Annotated in this window: 15 protein-coding genes; 8 read left to right on the forward strand and 7 right to left on the reverse strand. The window is 45.7% G+C overall.

Annotation, left to right across the window (positions count from 1 at the left end):
• Positions 1-161: 161 nt before the first annotated feature.
• On the reverse strand, positions 162-1,127 hold the full coding sequence (locus tag Q4Q49_RS08295; protein WP_311999109.1) for a FimV/HubP family polar landmark protein: 966 nt from the start codon (positions 1,125-1,127) through the stop codon (positions 162-164).
• 102 nt (positions 1,128-1,229) lie between these two features.
• On the opposite strand from Q4Q49_RS08295, the gene priA reads away from it, so the two are divergent.
• The 4 genes from priA (at position 1,230) to Q4Q49_RS08315 (ending at position 6,585) form a co-directional block, all read left to right on the forward strand.
• Entirely contained in the window at positions 1,230-3,425 is a 2,196-nt protein-coding gene (gene priA, locus Q4Q49_RS08300; protein WP_311999111.1) for a primosomal protein N', read from the forward strand.
• A gap of 134 nt (positions 3,426-3,559) precedes the next feature.
• A complete protein-coding gene (gene argS / locus Q4Q49_RS08305; RefSeq protein ID WP_311901066.1) occupies positions 3,560-5,305 on the forward strand; it encodes an arginine--tRNA ligase in 1,746 nt (581 codons plus the stop codon).
• Between the two features lie 3 nt (positions 5,306-5,308).
• Positions 5,309-6,025 (forward strand): SPOR domain-containing protein, encoded by a 717-nt coding sequence (locus tag Q4Q49_RS08310; RefSeq protein ID WP_106649278.1) that lies wholly within the window; start codon positions 5,309-5,311, stop codon positions 6,023-6,025.
• Between the two features lie 335 nt (positions 6,026-6,360).
• Positions 6,361-6,585, forward strand: a complete 225-nt coding sequence (locus tag Q4Q49_RS08315; protein WP_006083282.1) for a hypothetical protein — start codon at positions 6,361-6,363, stop codon at positions 6,583-6,585.
• A gap of 210 nt (positions 6,586-6,795) precedes the next feature.
• On the opposite strand, the gene Q4Q49_RS08320 is transcribed toward Q4Q49_RS08315, so the two are convergent.
• The 3 genes from Q4Q49_RS08320 to Q4Q49_RS08330 are packed head-to-tail and all read right to left on the reverse strand — an operon-like array spanning position 6,796 to position 9,152.
• Entirely contained in the window at positions 6,796-7,734 is a 939-nt protein-coding gene (locus Q4Q49_RS08320) for an SPFH domain-containing protein (protein WP_011847954.1), read from the reverse strand.
• On the reverse strand, positions 7,734-8,669 hold the full coding sequence (locus Q4Q49_RS08325; protein WP_006083284.1) for a slipin family protein: 936 nt from the start codon (positions 8,667-8,669) through the stop codon (positions 7,734-7,736). Before Q4Q49_RS08325 ends, Q4Q49_RS08320 begins: the two co-directional genes overlap by 1 nt.
• A 12-nt stretch (positions 8,670-8,681) precedes the next feature.
• Positions 8,682-9,152, reverse strand: a complete 471-nt coding sequence (locus Q4Q49_RS08330) for an NfeD family protein (protein ID WP_063883326.1) — start codon at positions 9,150-9,152, stop codon at positions 8,682-8,684.
• 475 nt (positions 9,153-9,627) lie between these two features.
• Here Q4Q49_RS08330 and Q4Q49_RS08335 point away from each other — a divergent pair, with 475 nt between their 5' ends.
• Positions 9,628-10,380 (forward strand): outer membrane protein OmpK, encoded by a 753-nt coding sequence (locus Q4Q49_RS08335; RefSeq protein ID WP_063883325.1) that lies wholly within the window; start codon positions 9,628-9,630, stop codon positions 10,378-10,380.
• 101 nt (positions 10,381-10,481) lie between these two features.
• On the opposite strand, the gene udp is transcribed toward Q4Q49_RS08335, so the two are convergent.
• Complete coding sequence (gene udp / locus Q4Q49_RS08340; protein ID WP_006083287.1) at positions 10,482-11,240, reverse strand: uridine phosphorylase; 759 nt, start codon at positions 11,238-11,240, stop codon at positions 10,482-10,484.
• A gap of 413 nt (positions 11,241-11,653) precedes the next feature.
• Between udp and Q4Q49_RS08345 the strand changes: the two genes are divergently transcribed.
• On the forward strand, positions 11,654-11,866 hold the full coding sequence (locus tag Q4Q49_RS08345) for a YdcH family protein (protein ID WP_006083288.1): 213 nt from the start codon (positions 11,654-11,656) through the stop codon (positions 11,864-11,866).
• A gap of 64 nt (positions 11,867-11,930) precedes the next feature.
• Here the strand turns inward: Q4Q49_RS08345 and Q4Q49_RS08350 are convergent, their stop codons facing one another.
• Positions 11,931-13,106, reverse strand: a complete 1,176-nt coding sequence (locus Q4Q49_RS08350; protein ID WP_006083289.1) for a type III PLP-dependent enzyme — start codon at positions 13,104-13,106, stop codon at positions 11,931-11,933.
• A 377-nt stretch (positions 13,107-13,483) separates the two neighbouring features.
• Entirely contained in the window at positions 13,484-13,963 is a 480-nt protein-coding gene (locus Q4Q49_RS08355; RefSeq protein ID WP_311999112.1) for a hypothetical protein, read from the reverse strand.
• Between the two features lie 170 nt (positions 13,964-14,133).
• Between Q4Q49_RS08355 and Q4Q49_RS08360 the strand changes: the two genes are divergently transcribed.
• Positions 14,134-14,970 (forward strand): mechanosensitive ion channel family protein, encoded by an 837-nt coding sequence (locus Q4Q49_RS08360; protein ID WP_311989405.1) that lies wholly within the window; start codon positions 14,134-14,136, stop codon positions 14,968-14,970.
• A gap of 118 nt (positions 14,971-15,088) precedes the next feature.
• Positions 15,089-16,627, forward strand: a complete 1,539-nt coding sequence (locus tag Q4Q49_RS08365) for a tetratricopeptide repeat protein (RefSeq protein ID WP_311999113.1) — start codon at positions 15,089-15,091, stop codon at positions 16,625-16,627.
• Positions 16,628-16,709 lie beyond the last annotated feature (82 nt).

A 16,709-nucleotide genomic window follows, 5' to 3' on the forward strand; every position in this document is an offset into this window, starting at 1 on the left:
CTCAAAAGTGTAAGGCCATGTCGCTCTTCCAACCCGTAGTCGGACACCACATGCATGTTAATAACAATATGTTTAGGGCGCAGAATGGTACAGCATACCCACAAGGGATACAAGTAGATTATCTGAGCGTTTGGCGGCTATTTTGACTTTAGTTCGCCGCATCATTTTCCCGCCTCTTTAGCTTCAAACATCGCCTGCGCCTCTTTGGCGTTAGCATGCTGTGCCAAAATCATTTTCGAAGGGCAGGACAGAGCCGCATTACTCTTGAGTGCGTTGATTTTATTTTTTGAGAAAGCCGCTGGATTCGCCTCGTAGATCGCCAGCATAGCGCCATAAACACTCACGTCCCAATCGTTGGCATAGCGATTCGCGATACGCCACAAGGTCTCACCTGCAAGATAAGTTAACTGACAATGTTCAGGTGTCTGCGAAGCTGTTGGGGACGTTTCAGCGGCATTCACTTTGAGTTCGCTATTTGTTGTCTTAACTGCTTCAGTGGCCACTATTTGCTCATCCGCTGCTTCAGGAAATTTAAAGCCAGTCACAACTTCAGCCGCTGGCACTGTGGGCTTAGTATTTACATGAGCATCTACATCAGTATCTACATGAATATTTGCAGCCGTAATAACCGTCGCAGGCTTAGCCTCCAACACTCGCGTGGATTCAGCGGCCACTTTTACAGGCTGAGCATTCACTTTATCCGCACGCTTTTGCACCTGCGCTGTCGTCGTATTTTTACTGCCCGATGCTGCTTTTGCGGTTAGCGTGGCCAATGTTGGCTTAGCCTCGCCAAATAGATTGATACTTTTGACCTCATACCATCGGTCGAGTCGATACTCCCTCACTAAGAGTTTAGCCTTGTCATCTTTTACATCTTCAACACCCGTGAGCAAAACTAAAAAGCGATTAAGCTCCTCAACCATTAACTTTTCTTCGCCGCCAGCTTGCTGCACCACAAACTCTAAGCGCGACATGTCTTGATTGTCCGCAATCACATTCACCCTGAGTTTTGGATAACCGCCTAACTCAAACATGCGGCTGTTAACGCTCACATGGGAGACTTGTGCCATGCTAGATGCGCTACACACTAACGCGAGTAGACCTAATGATTTCACTCTATTAGCCATTTATTTACTCTCAACTATCCTTGGTAAACCATCATTAGGGCTAGCCCTAGCCAGCCGCGCTGAGTACACTAAACCACATTCTTGCCTAAGACTTGCCAGCATATGTCATTGTTTGTCGAAGTTGCGTTACCTGTGCCTATGCGGCAAACCTTTAGCTACCGCGTACCCGAAACTTATCCTAGTACACCGCAGATAGGCGTGCGCGTTAAAGTCCCCTTCGGTCGTCAACAATTAATCGGATTAGTCACAGGTATCACAGATACATGTAGCTTAGCGCCTAAGCAGATTAAGTCTGTGCTTGAGTTTATCGACGATAAACCTTTGTTGCCTGAATCACTTTATAAATTAACGCTTTGGGCCGCGAGATACTATTTTTGCAGCCAAGGGCAGATGCTAACCCAAGCCTTACCAGTGGCCCTTCGCAAAGGGCTCGATGCCGCGCCACAAAAGATCCAATTCTGGCAATTAACTGAAATAGGCCAAAATATTGCGCCCGAAGCGGTTAAACGAGCACCCGCACAGAGAAAATTACTCGAGTTACTCAAACCCGCCAGTTTAACCCAAGAAGAAGTGATCAGCTTAGATATCAGTAAAGCGGCACTTAAAGCCCTAGAAGATAAAGGCTGGGTGGCACGCCACGAAAAAATCGCCGAGCTTAACCTAGACTGGCGCACCACACTCGAAATGGACGAAACGCCACATAAACTCAATAAAGAACAAGCCGTCGCCGTTGCCACTTTAAATCTGCAACAAGGATATCACTGTACTTTATTAGAAGGCATTACCGGTTCGGGTAAGACGGAAGTCTATTTGGCGGTGCTGGAAGAAATCCTCAAGCAAGGCAAGCAAGCGTTAATTTTAGTGCCTGAAATCGGTTTAACACCCCAAACTATCAATCGCTTTAAGCGCCGTTTTAAAGTCAATATCGCCATATTGCACTCAGGGTTAACCGACAATCAAAGACTCGAAGCATGGCGCCAAGCCCGCTGTGGTCAGGCCGCCATCATTATCGGCACCCGCTCAGCTTTGTTCACGCCTATGGCCTATCCCGGCATTATCATACTCGATGAAGAGCACGACAGCAGCTTCAAGCAACAGGAAGGCGTCGGTTATCACGCCCGCGACTTGGCAGTCATGCGTGGCCATTTAGAATCAATTCCTGTGATATTAGGTACGGCAACCCCCTCACTCGAAAGTCTACAAAATGCTTTAAGTGGCCGTTACCATCATTTGCAATTGGGTGAGCGCGCGGGCGTTGCTAAAAAAGTGCGTCAAGGCATTATCGACATTAAAAATATGCCGTTAAAAGCAGGCATGTCGGTGCCGCTGCTGAACGAAATCCGTCTGCATTTAGACGCAGGCAACCAAGTGTTACTGTTTCTCAATCGCCGCGGCTTTGCACCCGCCCTGCTTTGCCACGAGTGTGGGCACTTACACGAGTGCGACCGCTGCGATGCGTTTTTCACTGTGCATCAATCTCTTGGCGAAATTTGCTGCCATCATTGTGGCAATCAATACGCTATCCCTAAGCAATGCCATAAATGCGGTAGCACTATGCTGATGGGCCAAGGCATAGGCACTGAACAACTGGCCGAGGCGCTGCAACAGGAGTTTCCGAAACATCCAGTCGTGCGCATCGACCGCGATACCACTCGCTTGAAAGGCTCATTAGAAACCCACTTAAACGCAATTCATAAGGGCGAATATAAAATCCTCGTCGGCACGCAAATGCTAGCTAAAGGCCATCACTTTCCTGATGTGACGCTTGTTGGGCTACTCGATGTCGATGGCGCCTTATTTAGCGCCGACTTTCGCGCGCCCGAGCGTTTTGGGCAGCTCTATACCCAAGTCGCCGGGCGTGCGGGCCGTGCCAGTAAACCCGGCACGGTATTATTGCAAACTCACCAGAGTGACAATCCTATTTTGCGAGATTTGCTGCACCGCGGTTATGGCGAGTTTGCCCGTAGCCAGTTAAAAGAGCGCCAACAGGCACTGCTGCCGCCAGCATGGCATATGGTGTTGGTACGCGCCGAAGCGCATTTAGCCAGTGATGCCGATAACTTTCTCAACGCCTTCGCCGCGCTCTTGCCGCAAGATAAAGAATTTGAGGTGATTGGTCCTATGCCAGCGCCCTTAGATAAAAAAGCCGGCAAGTTCCGTCGCCAACTGCTATTCCAAGCTAAAAACCGCAACCGTCTGCAGCAAGAGTTTGAACGTATTCATCCGCTTGTAGAACAACTGCTCGAAGCTAAACGCTGCCGATGGAGCTTAGACAGAGATCCGCAGGATCTCCTCTGAGTCGAGTATTTGATAAGTATTTAAGCGCCATTTGATAAAAAATCATCGGGAAGATAGCAATTGTTAAGCACAAGCGGCTAAAATATGCGGTTATTCCCTGTATTCACTCTTAAAGTTAGTGCCGATTAGAACCCATGAAATCACATATCCAATCATTACTTGAACAAACTCTAGAATCCTTTAAACAACAAGGTATTGTGCCTGCTGACTTTGAAGCGCGCATTCAGGTAGATCGAACCAAGGATAAGAGCCATGGCGACTTGGCAACCAACTTAGCCATGATGTTAACCAAGGTCGCGGGCAAGAATCCACGTGAATTAGCCCAACTGATCATCGATACCTTACCGGCTTCGGCTTATGTGGCTAAGGTTGAAATTGCAGGTCCTGGCTTTATCAACTTTTTTATCAACGACAGCGCCTTAGCGGATCAACTGCAAAATGCCGTCAACGATGAGCATTTAGGTATTAAATTACCGACACCACAAACCGTTGTTGTCGATTACTCTTCGCCCAACCTCGCCAAAGAAATGCACGTAGGTCACCTACGTTCAACCATCATTGGCGACAGTGTGGTGCGTGCGCTGGAGTTTTTGGGCCATAAGGTTATCCGTCAAAACCATGTGGGCGACTGGGGCACACAATTTGGTATGTTGCTGGCCTATATGGAAGAGCTACGCGCCAAAAATGGCGAAGAAGCTCAAGTTGAACTGTCTGATTTAGAAAACTTTTACCGCGCAGCCAAACTGCGCTTCGACGAATCAGCAGAATTCGCCACCCGCGCTCGTCAATTAGTGGTTGAGTTACAATCTGGCGACGAATATTGCAACAAATTGTGGCGCGAATTTAACGACATTTCGTTAAGCCACTGCCATGAAGTCTACGCCCGTTTAGGTGTGAGCCTGACCCGCGCCGACGTGCACGGTGAAAGTGCCTATAACGCCGATCTAGAACAAGTAGTTAAAGATTTAGATGCCCAAGGTTTATTAACCGAAAGCAACGGCGCCAAAGTTGTGTTCCAAGAAGCCTTCCGCAATAAAGAAGGTGAGCCACTGCCAGTGATCATCCAAAAAGCTGATGGCGGCTACTTGTATGCCACCTCAGATCTTGCGGCAATGCGCTACCGCTCGAACGTGTTAAAAGCCGATCGCGTACTGTATTTTGTTGACCTACGTCAGGCACTGCATTTCCAACAAGTCTTTAGCCTAGCCAAGCTGGCTAAGTTTGTCCGTGAAGATATGTCATTGGAACACTTAGGTTTTGGCACTATGAACGGCGAAGATGGCCGTCCATTCAAAACCCGTAGCGGCGGCGTCGTTAAGTTAGTCGACCTGTTAGAAGAAGCAAACGTGCGCGCACTAGAACTCGTTCGCAGCAAAAATCCAGATATGGATGAGAACACGCTGGCTGAAATCGCCCGTGTCGTTGGGATTAGTGCCGTTAAATATGCTGATTTGTCGAAAAACCGTACCAGCGATTACATCTTTAGCTTCGAACAAATGCTCAGCTTCGAAGGCAATACCGCGCCTTACCTGCTGTACGCTTATACCCGTGTTGCGGGCATCTTCAAGCGTGTAACTGATCTGGATTTGAGCCAAGCGAAAATCGTGCTTGAGCATGAAAAAGAGAAAGATCTCGGTAACAAGTTAGCGCAGTTCGGCGAGATCCTCAGTCGCGTTGTCGATAAAGGTCAACCGCACGTATTGTGTGCTTACCTGTATGAATTAGCGGGTGCTTTCTCAAGCTTCTACGAAGCCTGCCCCGTACTTGCCGCCGATAACGACGCGCAAAAGAATAGCCGTTTATTACTCGCACAATTGACGGCTCGTACGTTACAAAAAGGCCTAAATCTACTCGGTATCGAAACCTTAGAGCGGATGTAAGCCATGAGTAATCGCGATTATGCCAATAGAAGGCCGCAGTCGGGCGCTAAACCGCGCCCAGTCCGCGCGACTCGTCCAACCCGAGCAAAGCCTTCACAATCTAAATCAGCGCCGCGTAAGAAGCTGCCGCTGACGCTGATAGGCTTTGTCATACTCGCTGTGGGTTGTTTCGTCTATTTTCTATGGAGCATTAAAGATAATGCGCCACAAGAAGAAAAGCCGCAGCCAACTCCGGCCAAGAAAACTGAAACTCGAGTGAAGCCGCAAGAAAATGTGGTGCTCACTCCTAAAGTGAAAGAACCCGAACGTAAAGCCGTCGTTATTCCTGTGGAGAAAGAGGAAACAGCAGAGCCTGTTGCGCCGCCGAAGAAGGACCCTAACGCTCTGCCGCCTCAACCAAAGGAAGAATGGACCTATCTCAATGAGCTTGAAAACAAGCATGTTGAGGTCGATATTCCCGATGTGGTTGCAACACGAGCGCCAATGCAATATCAATTGCAATGTGCTTCTTTCCGCCAAGAATCACAGGCGAATGAGATGAAAGCTGTCATCGCTTTCCAAGGTTTGGAGGCGCAAGTAAGACAGGTCGAAGGTACGACTGGCGTGTGGTACAAAGTCGCTTTAGGTCCTTATGAACGTAAGCGTGATGCCGAACGTAAGCGTCATACGCTACAAAATGCCGGGATTAATGGTTGTCAGATTCTGGCTATCCCTAAATAAGGCTTCACCCTTTCTAGGCGTTTTTTAAATACCTAATCACAAAAATAGCGGCCAGCGTTTATCGCTCGTCGCTATTTTTTTATCCGCTACGATTTAGCTTGCTGCATAACTCAGCATTCGCTCCAAGCTCATCTAGACACGCCCAGTTTTAAACAACCCTATTTTTTAAAGTACTGTTTTGCTAAATCTATAACTGATTATTTATAAACAACAAAATCCTTTATTAATAAAGATTAATATGCAGTTTAATTGACCTAGATCAAACTTAGGCGTATCTCTTAAGTAACAGCAAGACTGTTGTATCTGTGTCAAATCCAACCTTAGGGTGAAGTATTATGAATGCATTAATCGAGATAGAAGCCACCGAATTCAGCCAACTTTTCAAAAGTGGTGACATGCTAGGAATTAGAATGTTTATGGAGCATGTTCGCATGCCGCTGGATGTTCAAGACAAGATTTATGACGAAATTTCTGCGCTTCAGCAATTAGAGCAAAACCAAATTGCCAAGCTCATTGAAACCCACGCCCATTCTCAAATTCATGAACGCCTAGCTTATTAGCCTTCCATTCAATGAAAAATTTATCTATGCCCAACTGCAGCTTCTCGCGGTTCACTCAACAGAAGCTGCATGATCTCCCCGTAACTCACAACACAAACCGTTATATAAAACGCCACGACACACATCATCCAATTACAGCCAAAAAATAAGGCCAAATACCTGAGTATTTGACCTTAATAAACTAGCTAGTTTCAGATGTTAACCACAGCCTTAGCTCGGTTTTTCTTCCGTTAAGCCTATGCTATTCATCCAGTAATCGAAATCCACCATATTACCCGGCAATACCACTCGGCTATTCTTCTGGCTTAAGCCATCGAGCTGTTTAAAGTACTGTTCACCAAGTTGCATCCGCAAGGCATTGTGGCCACCCGGCGCAGCAATAACTGTGGCAAGACGTTCGATCGATTCCGCCGTCGCACGGGAAATAGTTAAAATTTCCTCAGCCTTACCTTCAGCTTCGTTAATCCGGCGCTGCATCTCACCTTCAGAGCGGTTTACCGTCTCAGCTTTAACGCCTTCTGAACGATTAATCTTGCTCTGCTTGTCGCCTTCACTCTTAGCCAATAATGCGCGGCGCTCACGCTCAGCATTCACTTGCATTTCCATGGCATTTTTAACGGTTTCAGGTGGGGTGATATTTTTAATCTCATAACGATGCACACGTATTCCCCACAGGGCACCAGCTTGATCTAATACCTGCACGACCTTGGCAGAAATAACATCACGCTCTTCAAAGGTGCGGTCAAGGTCCAGCGTCCCAATGACAGAGCGCGTCGTCGTTTGCGCTAGCTGGATAGCGGCGTAGCGATAATCGGTAATGCCGTAACTGGCTTTGACTGGGTCGGTCACAGAGATATAAATCACCCCGTCGACCTCAACGTTAACTTCGTCGCTCGAAAAACATTCCTGCGGCGGTACATCGATGGTCTCTTCTTTCAAATCATGAATGAAAGCGACTTTGTCCACAAAGGGGATCAAGGTATGGAAACCCGCATCTAAGGTGCTGTGGTACTTACCTAAACGCTCCACAATATAAGCCGACTTAGTGGGAACGAGTCGAATCGATTGGAAAAGCTTAATCACGAAAATAGCAAAAATCAGTCCCCAAATTGCCATCACAATCAAATCTGTATCTAATGGAATATTCATTATCGCGCTCCTTTGCCACTATTATTCTGGCCACTCACAGTCTGAGTAACTTGCTCCATGCCTTCGAAGAAACCTTCAAGTTTCGCCATTTCAGCGGGGACCACAGAGACTTGTGCATCATTGAGGATCTTGCCAACCTGAGCAATAAACTGCTCTTTTAATAACATATTCATCGCATCGGTGCCGCCATTAACAGCTAACGCCTGCGAGATCATTGCCATGCCTTCGGATTTCGCTTTAGCGATAATAGCAATCTCTTGCCCTGTCCCTTTGGCTTCATTAATCCGTTTCTGCTTTTGACCTTCTGACAGGTTAATTGCCTCTTGGCGCTCACCCTCAGACATATTGATCATCGCCGCTTTTTCCGCATTGGCTAAGGTGATTTCGGCGCGTTTGCGACGTTCGGCTTCCATCTGCTTCTCAAGGGTATGGATCACATGCCGTGAAGGCGTGATATTGCGAATTTCATAGCGCAATACTTTGATCCCCCAAGGCTCAGACGCCTTATCGATTTCCCGCACTATGGATTCATTCAAGCTATCACGCTCGGAGAAGGTCTCACTTAAACTAAGCTTACCTATCTCAGAACGCATTGTGGTTTGGGCTAAATTCACCGCCGCTTTACGATAGTTTTCAATACCATAACTCGCTAATTTGCCATCCATCACTTTTAGGTAGACTAAACCGTCCACTTCCAGTTGAGTGTTATCTTTAGAGATACAGCTCTGTGGCGGCACATCTAATACTTGCTCACGGGTATCGTGACGGTAGGAGACGCGGTCGAAGAAAGGGATCAAAAAATGAAATCCAGGGCTTAATACTGCACGGAATTTGCCAAGACGCTCAATGACATGCACTTCACGCATCGGCACGATAAGCATCAACTTATAGAGAATAAAAAAGATAAATAAAATGACTAAGGTAAATACAAACATAGATTCCATCCTTTAGTTTTTGGAAGCTTCTATTGAAATAGGCTCAACGACTAGAGCGATATTTTCACGACAAATAATTCTGACTTCGGTCCCCGCAGCGATAGTGGTGCCATCGCCAAGCGCTGGCCATTCACTACCTTGAAATTCCACCCGCCCGGGTGTTTGCCCAGGACCTATGGTCTGCTTTACGCGAACAATTTGATTGTATAGATCGATTGCTTCATCCGTGTTATCCACATGGGAATCACCACCAACGAGCCTTTGAGTCACTTGTCTGAAGGCCAATAACAGCACAATGGCCGAGATAAACCATAGGGTCATGCTCTGCACCACGCCTTCGACTAGTCCTATGCCTAACGCGCCAGCTACGACTAAACAAGCCGCACCCAGCAACACTATGATGCCACCGGGAACCACTATTTCGGCGAGCATGAATACTAGCCCCACCACAGCCCACACTAAAATCGGATTTGAAAACTCCATATTTCCCCCTGAAATGAGAGTGTCCTTTGCAGCAACTATAACAGCAGCGTTTCGGATAAGCGACATAATATGTCAAAATTTACGAAGCCGAATGCGCAATCAATCGCCTATGTGTTAAGCCTCATTCTCCCACATCCATACGGCAATGCCCTTAGGTTGTTTTAAAATTAAGCATAATCAATTCAAAAAGATAGCCAACATCAAAGGAAACACTCATTCAATAAGAATAAAATCCATTTAAAATCAATTGGCTAAAAATGGATTTTCACCATAATGATTATGTGATTTTGACAACAACATTCGATAAAAACTTTGAATAAATGTAAATTTTTGCATATATTGCCCCCACTTTTGTGCCAGTCCTTTGACGTACACCCACGCTAGGTTTGAACTTACCCATCAAACCATGCCATAGGTCAGAGAGCAGATTGAGTAAGACACTAATTAACTTCGACCTATACAACAGGAAATAACAATGAAAAAAACATGCCTATGCCTAGCACTCATGCTTTCTCCTCAAGCATTTGCGGGTGACTTAGTACAATGGTGGGATTTCAGTGCAACAGCTCTCTATGGTGAAGACTACGATTTAGCACCATCGGACAAACAAGCCACTATCACCTTAGAAACGGCGGGCGGCTGGAAATACGGTGACTGGTTTGCCTTCCAAGACTTTATCTATTTCAAAGGTAACGATACAGGCATGGAAAGCACTACCTATGGTGAAATTTCGCCACGCTTCAGTGCCAGCAAAATCCTCGGCGAGAAAATCGCCTTTGGTCCAGTGACAGATTTGTCTCTGGCGCTAACCTATGAAGAAGGTGAAGGCCCAGTTCACAGCCTGCTGTACGGTTTAGGCGTTGATGTCGCCGTGCCTTATTTCACTTACCTGAACTTTAATACCTATCGCCGCAATGGCATGAGCACAGGTAACAACAGTGACGGCTGGCAGTTCACCCCAGTATTTCGCATCGACATTCCAGTTGGCTCAGCCAACATAGTGCTCGATGGCTTTATCGACTGGGTATTTGCCACCGATGATAATGGCTACGAGGAGAACTTCCACTTCAATCCACAGTTGAAATACGATCTTGGTAAGAGCCTGTTCGGTGATCATCAAGCCAATAAACTATTGGTGGGTATTGAATACGATCTGTGGACCAATAAATACGGTGTGAAAGGCGTCGATCAAGACACTTACTCTGTGATTGCCCAATACCACTTCTAATCGGTATAGACACAATTTTGAAGTAACAAAAAAGGTGCCATTGGCACCTTTTTTAGTTTGATCACTCACTTTGCAGGGGAGTGCCGCTTAGCGTAATAAAATTAGGCTAACAGTTTTTTCGCTGCTGCAACCACGATAGAAACCGCACTGACTTCGGTTTTCTTCATTGTGGCTTCATCAGGAATTTCTTGTTGGGTGCGGTTTACAATCACACCAGCAACACAGGCAGCACGCCAGCCTTGAGTGGCACACATAGTGAATAAGGTGGAAGATTCCATCTCATAGTTCAGTACGCCCATATCTTGCCATTCTTTCATTGAACCCGCGAAACGACGCGTTACACGGCCAGTGACAGTGTCATAACGCTCTTGGCCTGGGTAGAAAGTATCAGAAGAAGCCGTTACGCCAATGTGTGGCTCTACGCCTGCATCGCGACACGCTGCAACCATAGCAGTGGTACATTCAAAGTTTGCAACCGCAGGGAACTCCATAGGTGCAAAGTGCAAGCTCGCGCCATCTAAACGCACTGAAGCTTGAGTCACAATCACATCGCCCACATTCACATGGGGTTGAATTGCACCTGTAGTACCAACGCGCAGGAAGGTATTCACACCTAACTGTGCAAGTTCTTCTACTGCGATAGAAGTCGATGGACCACCGATACCGGTTGAACACACTACTACTGGCTTGCCATCGGCATAAGCTAAATAGCTTGTATACTCGCGGTGGCTAGCAAGAAACGTCGCATTGTCCATTAGTTCGGCAATACGTTTTACGCGCTCTGGATCACCAGGAACGATTGCCAAAGTTGCACCATCGAGCATTGCTTTGGTCAAACCTAAATGAAATACATCAGCCATTGTGAAAACCCCTTTCATTTTTGATAATTAAATTCTTATAAAATCGACTTTAACCTAGTATCGAAGCGGTGAAGGTTAACTTGATCACAGAATTATCGGCAAGAAGTAATTGTTTAGTCGTAATGAAATTACCAATTGCTCTCACATCTGATCACAAGATAGCAAATTTGCCCGCGCTGCGAATGTCAGTCTGATTTATGCCTAACAAAGTGTGAACCAGATCCTAATCACATGCCATAGACAGCGGCCAAAATCATCTAATCCAATGATTTATAAGTGATTAAAATAAATCATCATTTAGTATTAATCTGAAACAGGGCGAAGAGTGATCTAAGTCACATTTCACTGTAGGGTGAAAGGTTAGGGTTAAGACGAAACCAGAAGTGTAGTAGATGACGACAAGGAGAATGCCGATGTTTCCAGAGTACAGAGAATTAATTTCCACCCTGAAAACCCAAGATGCTCATTTTCAACGTAAGTTTAACGAGCATAATCAGTTAGACGAGGAAATCAAACAACTGGAAAAACGTGTCGCCAGTGATTTCAATCCGACAGTGAAAGAACTCAAAAGCAGAAAGTTACACCTAAAAGAAGAGATTTATCAGATCCTCAAATCCCACGAGTAATCCCAAACTTCTTTAGCGAACAACAAGGGCGCCTAAGCGCCCTTATTCATGTCACCACAATCGCTTACAGATAGTAATCTTTCAGCGGTGGGAAACCGTTAAAGCACACTGCCGAATACGTCGTCGTATAAGCGCCAGCAGTTAACCAATACATGCGGTCACCAATGGCTAAGTCATTCGGTAAACCGTAGCTGTAGTGCTCATACATGATATCGGCACTGTCGCAGGTTGGGCCGGCAATCACGCATTTATCCAGCTCGCCTTGACGATCAGTATAAATCGGGAACTTAATCGCCTCGTCCATCGTTTCAATCAAGCCTGAGAATTTACCCACATCGGTAAACACCCAACGCTCTAACGCTGTGTAGGATTTTTTGCTGATCAGTACCACTTCAGACACTAAAATCCCCGCGTTAGAAATCAACGAACGACCTGGCTCCAGAATGATTTGCGGTAAATCGTCACCGAAATCTTCCTTCAGGAAGTGAGTAATCTGCTCGGCATACACACCCAATTGATTGGTTTTATCAATATAGTTAGCAGGGAAACCGCCGCCCATGTTGATCATCTTCAGGGTGATATTGTGCTCATCACGCAGACGGTCGAAAATGCTTTTCACTTTACCTATGGCAGAATCCCAAGCACCGATATCACGTTGCTGTGAACCGACGTGGAACGAAATACCAAAAGGTTCTAAGCCCAATTCCTGCGCCAATACTAATAGCTCATAGGCCATTTCGTTTTGGCAGCCGAATTTACGCGATAATGGCCAATCAGCCGTGTCTGTACCTTCGGTCAAAATGCGCACGTAAATACGCGATCCCGGTGCTTCTTCGGCGATCATTCGCAGATCGGCTTCTGAGTCGGATGCATACATACGCACGCCGCGCTCATAAAATGCGCGTACATCTTGACGCTTTTTAATGGTATTGCCGTAGCTGACTCGGTCGGTTGTCACGCCGACATTCATGACCATATCTAGCTCATAAATCGAGGCAATATCAAAGTTTGACCCTTTATCTTTAAGTAAAGATAAGATCTCGGCCGCGGGGTTTGCCTTAACTGCATAATAAACGTTGGCGTAAGGAAAACTATTAACCATGTCATCGTATTGTTTCGCTATGATACTGGTATCAATCACTACGAACGGGGTTGCTTTGTCTTTGGCAAACGCTTCAATACGCTTGAATGTGTCCATGTCATAATAGTCAGCAACATCAATAGATTGAAATTGGCTCATTGGGCCAGAGTCTCCTTTGGGTCAGGTAGATAAAAGTGAGTGTAATGTCTTAAAAAACGTGCGCAGTAAACGATATTTTATCGCTTTACGCAACGAATTTTTATGCTGAATTTATAACTTTTTATTCCACAATGTTTTAAGGGACTAAACCACCAAAAAAAGCCTCTATAAAACAAATGATTATGCACACAAACTCTAAGGTAAATTTGTGTGCATTATCAGAATAAAAAGTGAATTTTTTACGACGTTATCGCAAAGGAGAGAGATAGACTGGCTCAAGCCAACATATCCATCCTAAAGTGATAAGCTTGAGGGGCAAGCGCGCCACGAAAAAAGGCTAATGTGGCGCCTTAAATTAGGTCAATTAAATTGAATCGTTACTGCGGCTGATTGAGTTTTGCGAGTGCTTGGCCCAAGGCTTCACTGGAATCAAAATAGGCGATATCTAAAATATTACGCTGATTGAGCAATATCATAGTGGCCATATCTTTGGTATCTGGTAGTAAACGACTGATCTCACCTTCCCTATCTAACCCAATCGCAAAGGGTAAATCTTGTATTTGTGGCACAGCAACAAACTTAGCAATCAAAGAAGGCATGCCACTGATATCCGCGACATAAACTAACCTAGCAGGCATTTGAGTCGTACTCAGAGGCGTGAGTGCTTCTTTAATCACATCGCCGCCTTTCATGCTGCGGCTAAAAAGTAAAACTTGAGTTTCATCTGTCACACTTATCGTTTGATCATTTTGATCGAGAAGTGAAATAGGATTAATCGCATCGCCAGCAACGTAACTCGCAGCATACGCCCACATGGGGGTTAATAGACAAGACAGACATAACAACAGCGTTTTCATAAACACTCGACTCCATTATTGGATAGGCGGACAGCATACCTGACTCCCCCTATCGACTCATTAAACCAACCGCGATTACATGATACGCTTCACACATGCATGGCGAATAAGCATTTGATTGGATTTCTGCGCTATAATCGCACAGTTAAGTTTATTACAAGGATATCATAATGATAACACCTGGACTCGATCAGGAATTGCAGCAACTACAAGGCGTTTATCAGCTGATCACAGAGTTTTTAGTCACCTACAGCTTCCAATTGGTCGGCGCTTTGCTGATCTTTTTACTGGGTTTGTGGGTCGCCAGTAAGGCATCACGTTTAGTCGCGAAGCAGTTCGAAAAACACAATATCGACATTACCTTAAGCAATTTTGTCAGTAACCTGATCCGCATTCTGATCATCATCATGGTCGGGATCATCGCCCTCGGCAAAATAGGCATCAGCGTCACCCCTATGGTGGCAGCCATTGGTGCAGCCTCCTTAGGTGCTGGCTTAGCCTTGCAAGGCATGTTAGCCAACTATGCCGCCGGCGTGACCATTATAGTCACCCGTCCTTTCGTGGTGGGAAACACTATCGAAATCAAAGGGGAAAGTGGCGTTGTTAAACGTATCCACTTAGGCATGACCATTCTTAGTAATGAGGAAGGCGAGCAAATCAGCATTCCCAATAAGCATATCGTCGGTGAGATCCTGCATAATTCCTTTAGCAATAAACTGGTCGAAACCCAGTTCAATCTCAGTTACAACACAGATCCTGAACGGGCCATTAGTGTGATCACTGAATTATTGAGTAACAATCCCTATGTTTATCAAGAGACTGCACCCAATGTCGGCATCAATGGTTTTAATGCTATCGGGATTGAAATGGGAGTGCGCTATTGGGTGCCCACGCAAAGCTATTTTCAGCATAAATATAAGGTGAACTTAGCCCTCTACAACGCCCTTAAGCAGGCGGGAATAGAGATTGCCTGCCCCATCAGGGAGATCCATCTGCAAGATAAATAACGCTAATGAACCTGGGGTTGACCGGCGTAGTCGGTCAGCCTAGCTCACATTGTAAACTTGCATTCTTGTACGAATTTACGTTTACTATGCTCCCAAATATCGATAGTGATGGATTACTATGTTGTTGATACTCATAATTATTGCTTTTGTTGTACTGTTTATTTTCTTCGCTAAATATCAAAAAAAACAAGCTCAAGCCGAAGCGCTTGCCGCAGGAGAGCCCAATGCGCTACTCCATCATGGCATCGCACTGATTAATAAAAATCAAGTGGAAGCTGGCTTAGATTTTATTCATCAAGCAGTGGATAAAGGGCTGGCCGTTGCGGCTATCACCCTTGCCGAATTATATTCGGGTCGATTCCCACAAATCCCCGCCGATCCCAAGGCATCTAACGATTGGTATAAAAAAGCCGCCGAAATAGAGCCTCAATATTTACCCATGCTCACCTTACCTAATTTGCTCTCTTCTGGATCGCAAACACTCGATGAGTTAATCGCACAAGTAGAGCAACTCAAACCTAATGCCGAAGCGGGGCAAGCCGAGTTTCAATATGAGCTTGCTTACTTGTATCTAAGCCAGCCCTTTCTCGATCCCGATGCTAGCCAAGCAATTTACTGGTTCGAAAAAGCCGCCGCACAAGAAGACCAAAGAGCCTATTACCATTTAGCCACACTCTACTGGCATGATGAACGCGTTACTTCGGACTATTCCAAAGCACGGGAATACTTTGAAAAATCTGCCGCCGCTGGTGATGAATTAGCAAAAGATGATCTAGGGTATATGCTTGCCGCAGGCCAAGGTGGACCTAAAGATTTAGCTCGCGCAGAGGCATTACTTAGCGAGCGCGCCGCAGACGATGATTTCCGCCAGTATTATCTTGGTAAACGTTTCCTCTACGGTGAAGATTTTGCTGTCGACTATGACAAGGCGCGCCATTGGTTAAGCCAATCTGTCGCTAGAGGTAATGACTTCGCTAAGATTGAATTTGCTCATCTTTTACTGAAAGCGCCACAAAATGAAAGTGATTACCAACAGGCTAAAATTGACTTTGAAGAATTCGCACTTAAGTGGAATGAAGACGCACTGCTAGGCCTAGGCAAGATTTATGAGCAAGGTTTAGGCGTGAGTCGCCAACCGATTAAAGCGTTAATGCATTACCAGCTCGCGGCCATGAGCAATAGAGCCGATCATCTAAAAGAATTAGCCAGATTCAGTCAGCAACTAGGCACCTTAGAGATAAGAGAGGCCGAGCGGCTGCGTGACAGTTTCTTGCATCAGTATCCAATCCCCGCTGAGCAACAACAATATTTTTATTCCTATAAGGCTGAATCATTTTTAAGTGGTGAAAAACCCACTCAAGAGGCTCTACAGGCAGCAGAAACTTGGTTCATCAAATCGGCAGAGCTAGGTAATGAAATTGCTATGCGGGAACTGGTCAATATTTACAGCGCGGAGCGATTAAACAAGCCAGTACAAGTGTTTATTTGGTCTAGTTTATTGCTACGTCATTTTGGTAAATACGGGATGAATAGCGCTCAACGACTCCATCAAAACACCGCAAAATCATGCTTAACAGAATCCGAACTTGCCTACGCCGAAACTCAAATTGAGGTCATTGAAACCCAATTAGCGCCCTATCTTGAGTCAGAAAGGTAAGTTGACCAGCAGCGAATGAGTCCCAAAAAGGTTTGGCCAAATTAAATAAGCCAAACCTTTTAGTGGCAAAATAGAGTGCATT

Origin of the sequence: Shewanella sp. SP1S1-7 (assembly GCF_031932105.1) — a bacterium.
Taxonomy (GTDB): domain Bacteria; phylum Pseudomonadota; class Gammaproteobacteria; order Enterobacterales; family Shewanellaceae; genus Shewanella; species Shewanella baltica.

What these genes read in the sequence shown, in the direction of transcription:
- Q4Q49_RS08295 (WP_311999109.1), bottom strand. Translation starts at nt 1,127, where the DNA reads ATGGCTAATAGAGTGAAATCATTAGGTCTACTCGCGTTAGTGTGTAGC.
- priA (WP_311999111.1), top strand. Translation starts at nt 1,230, where the DNA reads ATGTCATTGTTTGTCGAAGTTGCGTTACCTGTGCCTATGCGGCAAACC.
- argS (WP_311901066.1), top strand. Translation starts at nt 3,560, where the DNA reads ATGAAATCACATATCCAATCATTACTTGAACAAACTCTAGAATCCTTT.
- Q4Q49_RS08310 (WP_106649278.1), top strand. Translation starts at nt 5,309, where the DNA reads ATGAGTAATCGCGATTATGCCAATAGAAGGCCGCAGTCGGGCGCTAAA.
- Q4Q49_RS08315 (WP_006083282.1), top strand. Translation starts at nt 6,361, where the DNA reads ATGAATGCATTAATCGAGATAGAAGCCACCGAATTCAGCCAACTTTTC.
- Q4Q49_RS08320 (WP_011847954.1), bottom strand. Translation starts at nt 7,734, where the DNA reads ATGAATATTCCATTAGATACAGATTTGATTGTGATGGCAATTTGGGGA.
- Q4Q49_RS08325 (WP_006083284.1), bottom strand. Translation starts at nt 8,669, where the DNA reads ATGTTTGTATTTACCTTAGTCATTTTATTTATCTTTTTTATTCTCTAT.
- Q4Q49_RS08330 (WP_063883326.1), bottom strand. Translation starts at nt 9,152, where the DNA reads ATGGAGTTTTCAAATCCGATTTTAGTGTGGGCTGTGGTGGGGCTAGTA.
- Q4Q49_RS08335 (WP_063883325.1), top strand. Translation starts at nt 9,628, where the DNA reads ATGAAAAAAACATGCCTATGCCTAGCACTCATGCTTTCTCCTCAAGCA.
- udp (WP_006083287.1), bottom strand. Translation starts at nt 11,240, where the DNA reads ATGGCTGATGTATTTCATTTAGGTTTGACCAAAGCAATGCTCGATGGT.
- Q4Q49_RS08345 (WP_006083288.1), top strand. Translation starts at nt 11,654, where the DNA reads ATGTTTCCAGAGTACAGAGAATTAATTTCCACCCTGAAAACCCAAGAT.
- Q4Q49_RS08350 (WP_006083289.1), bottom strand. Translation starts at nt 13,106, where the DNA reads ATGAGCCAATTTCAATCTATTGATGTTGCTGACTATTATGACATGGAC.
- Q4Q49_RS08355 (WP_311999112.1), bottom strand. Translation starts at nt 13,963, where the DNA reads ATGAAAACGCTGTTGTTATGTCTGTCTTGTCTATTAACCCCCATGTGG.
- Q4Q49_RS08360 (WP_311989405.1), top strand. Translation starts at nt 14,134, where the DNA reads ATGATAACACCTGGACTCGATCAGGAATTGCAGCAACTACAAGGCGTT.
- Q4Q49_RS08365 (WP_311999113.1), top strand. Translation starts at nt 15,089, where the DNA reads ATGTTGTTGATACTCATAATTATTGCTTTTGTTGTACTGTTTATTTTC.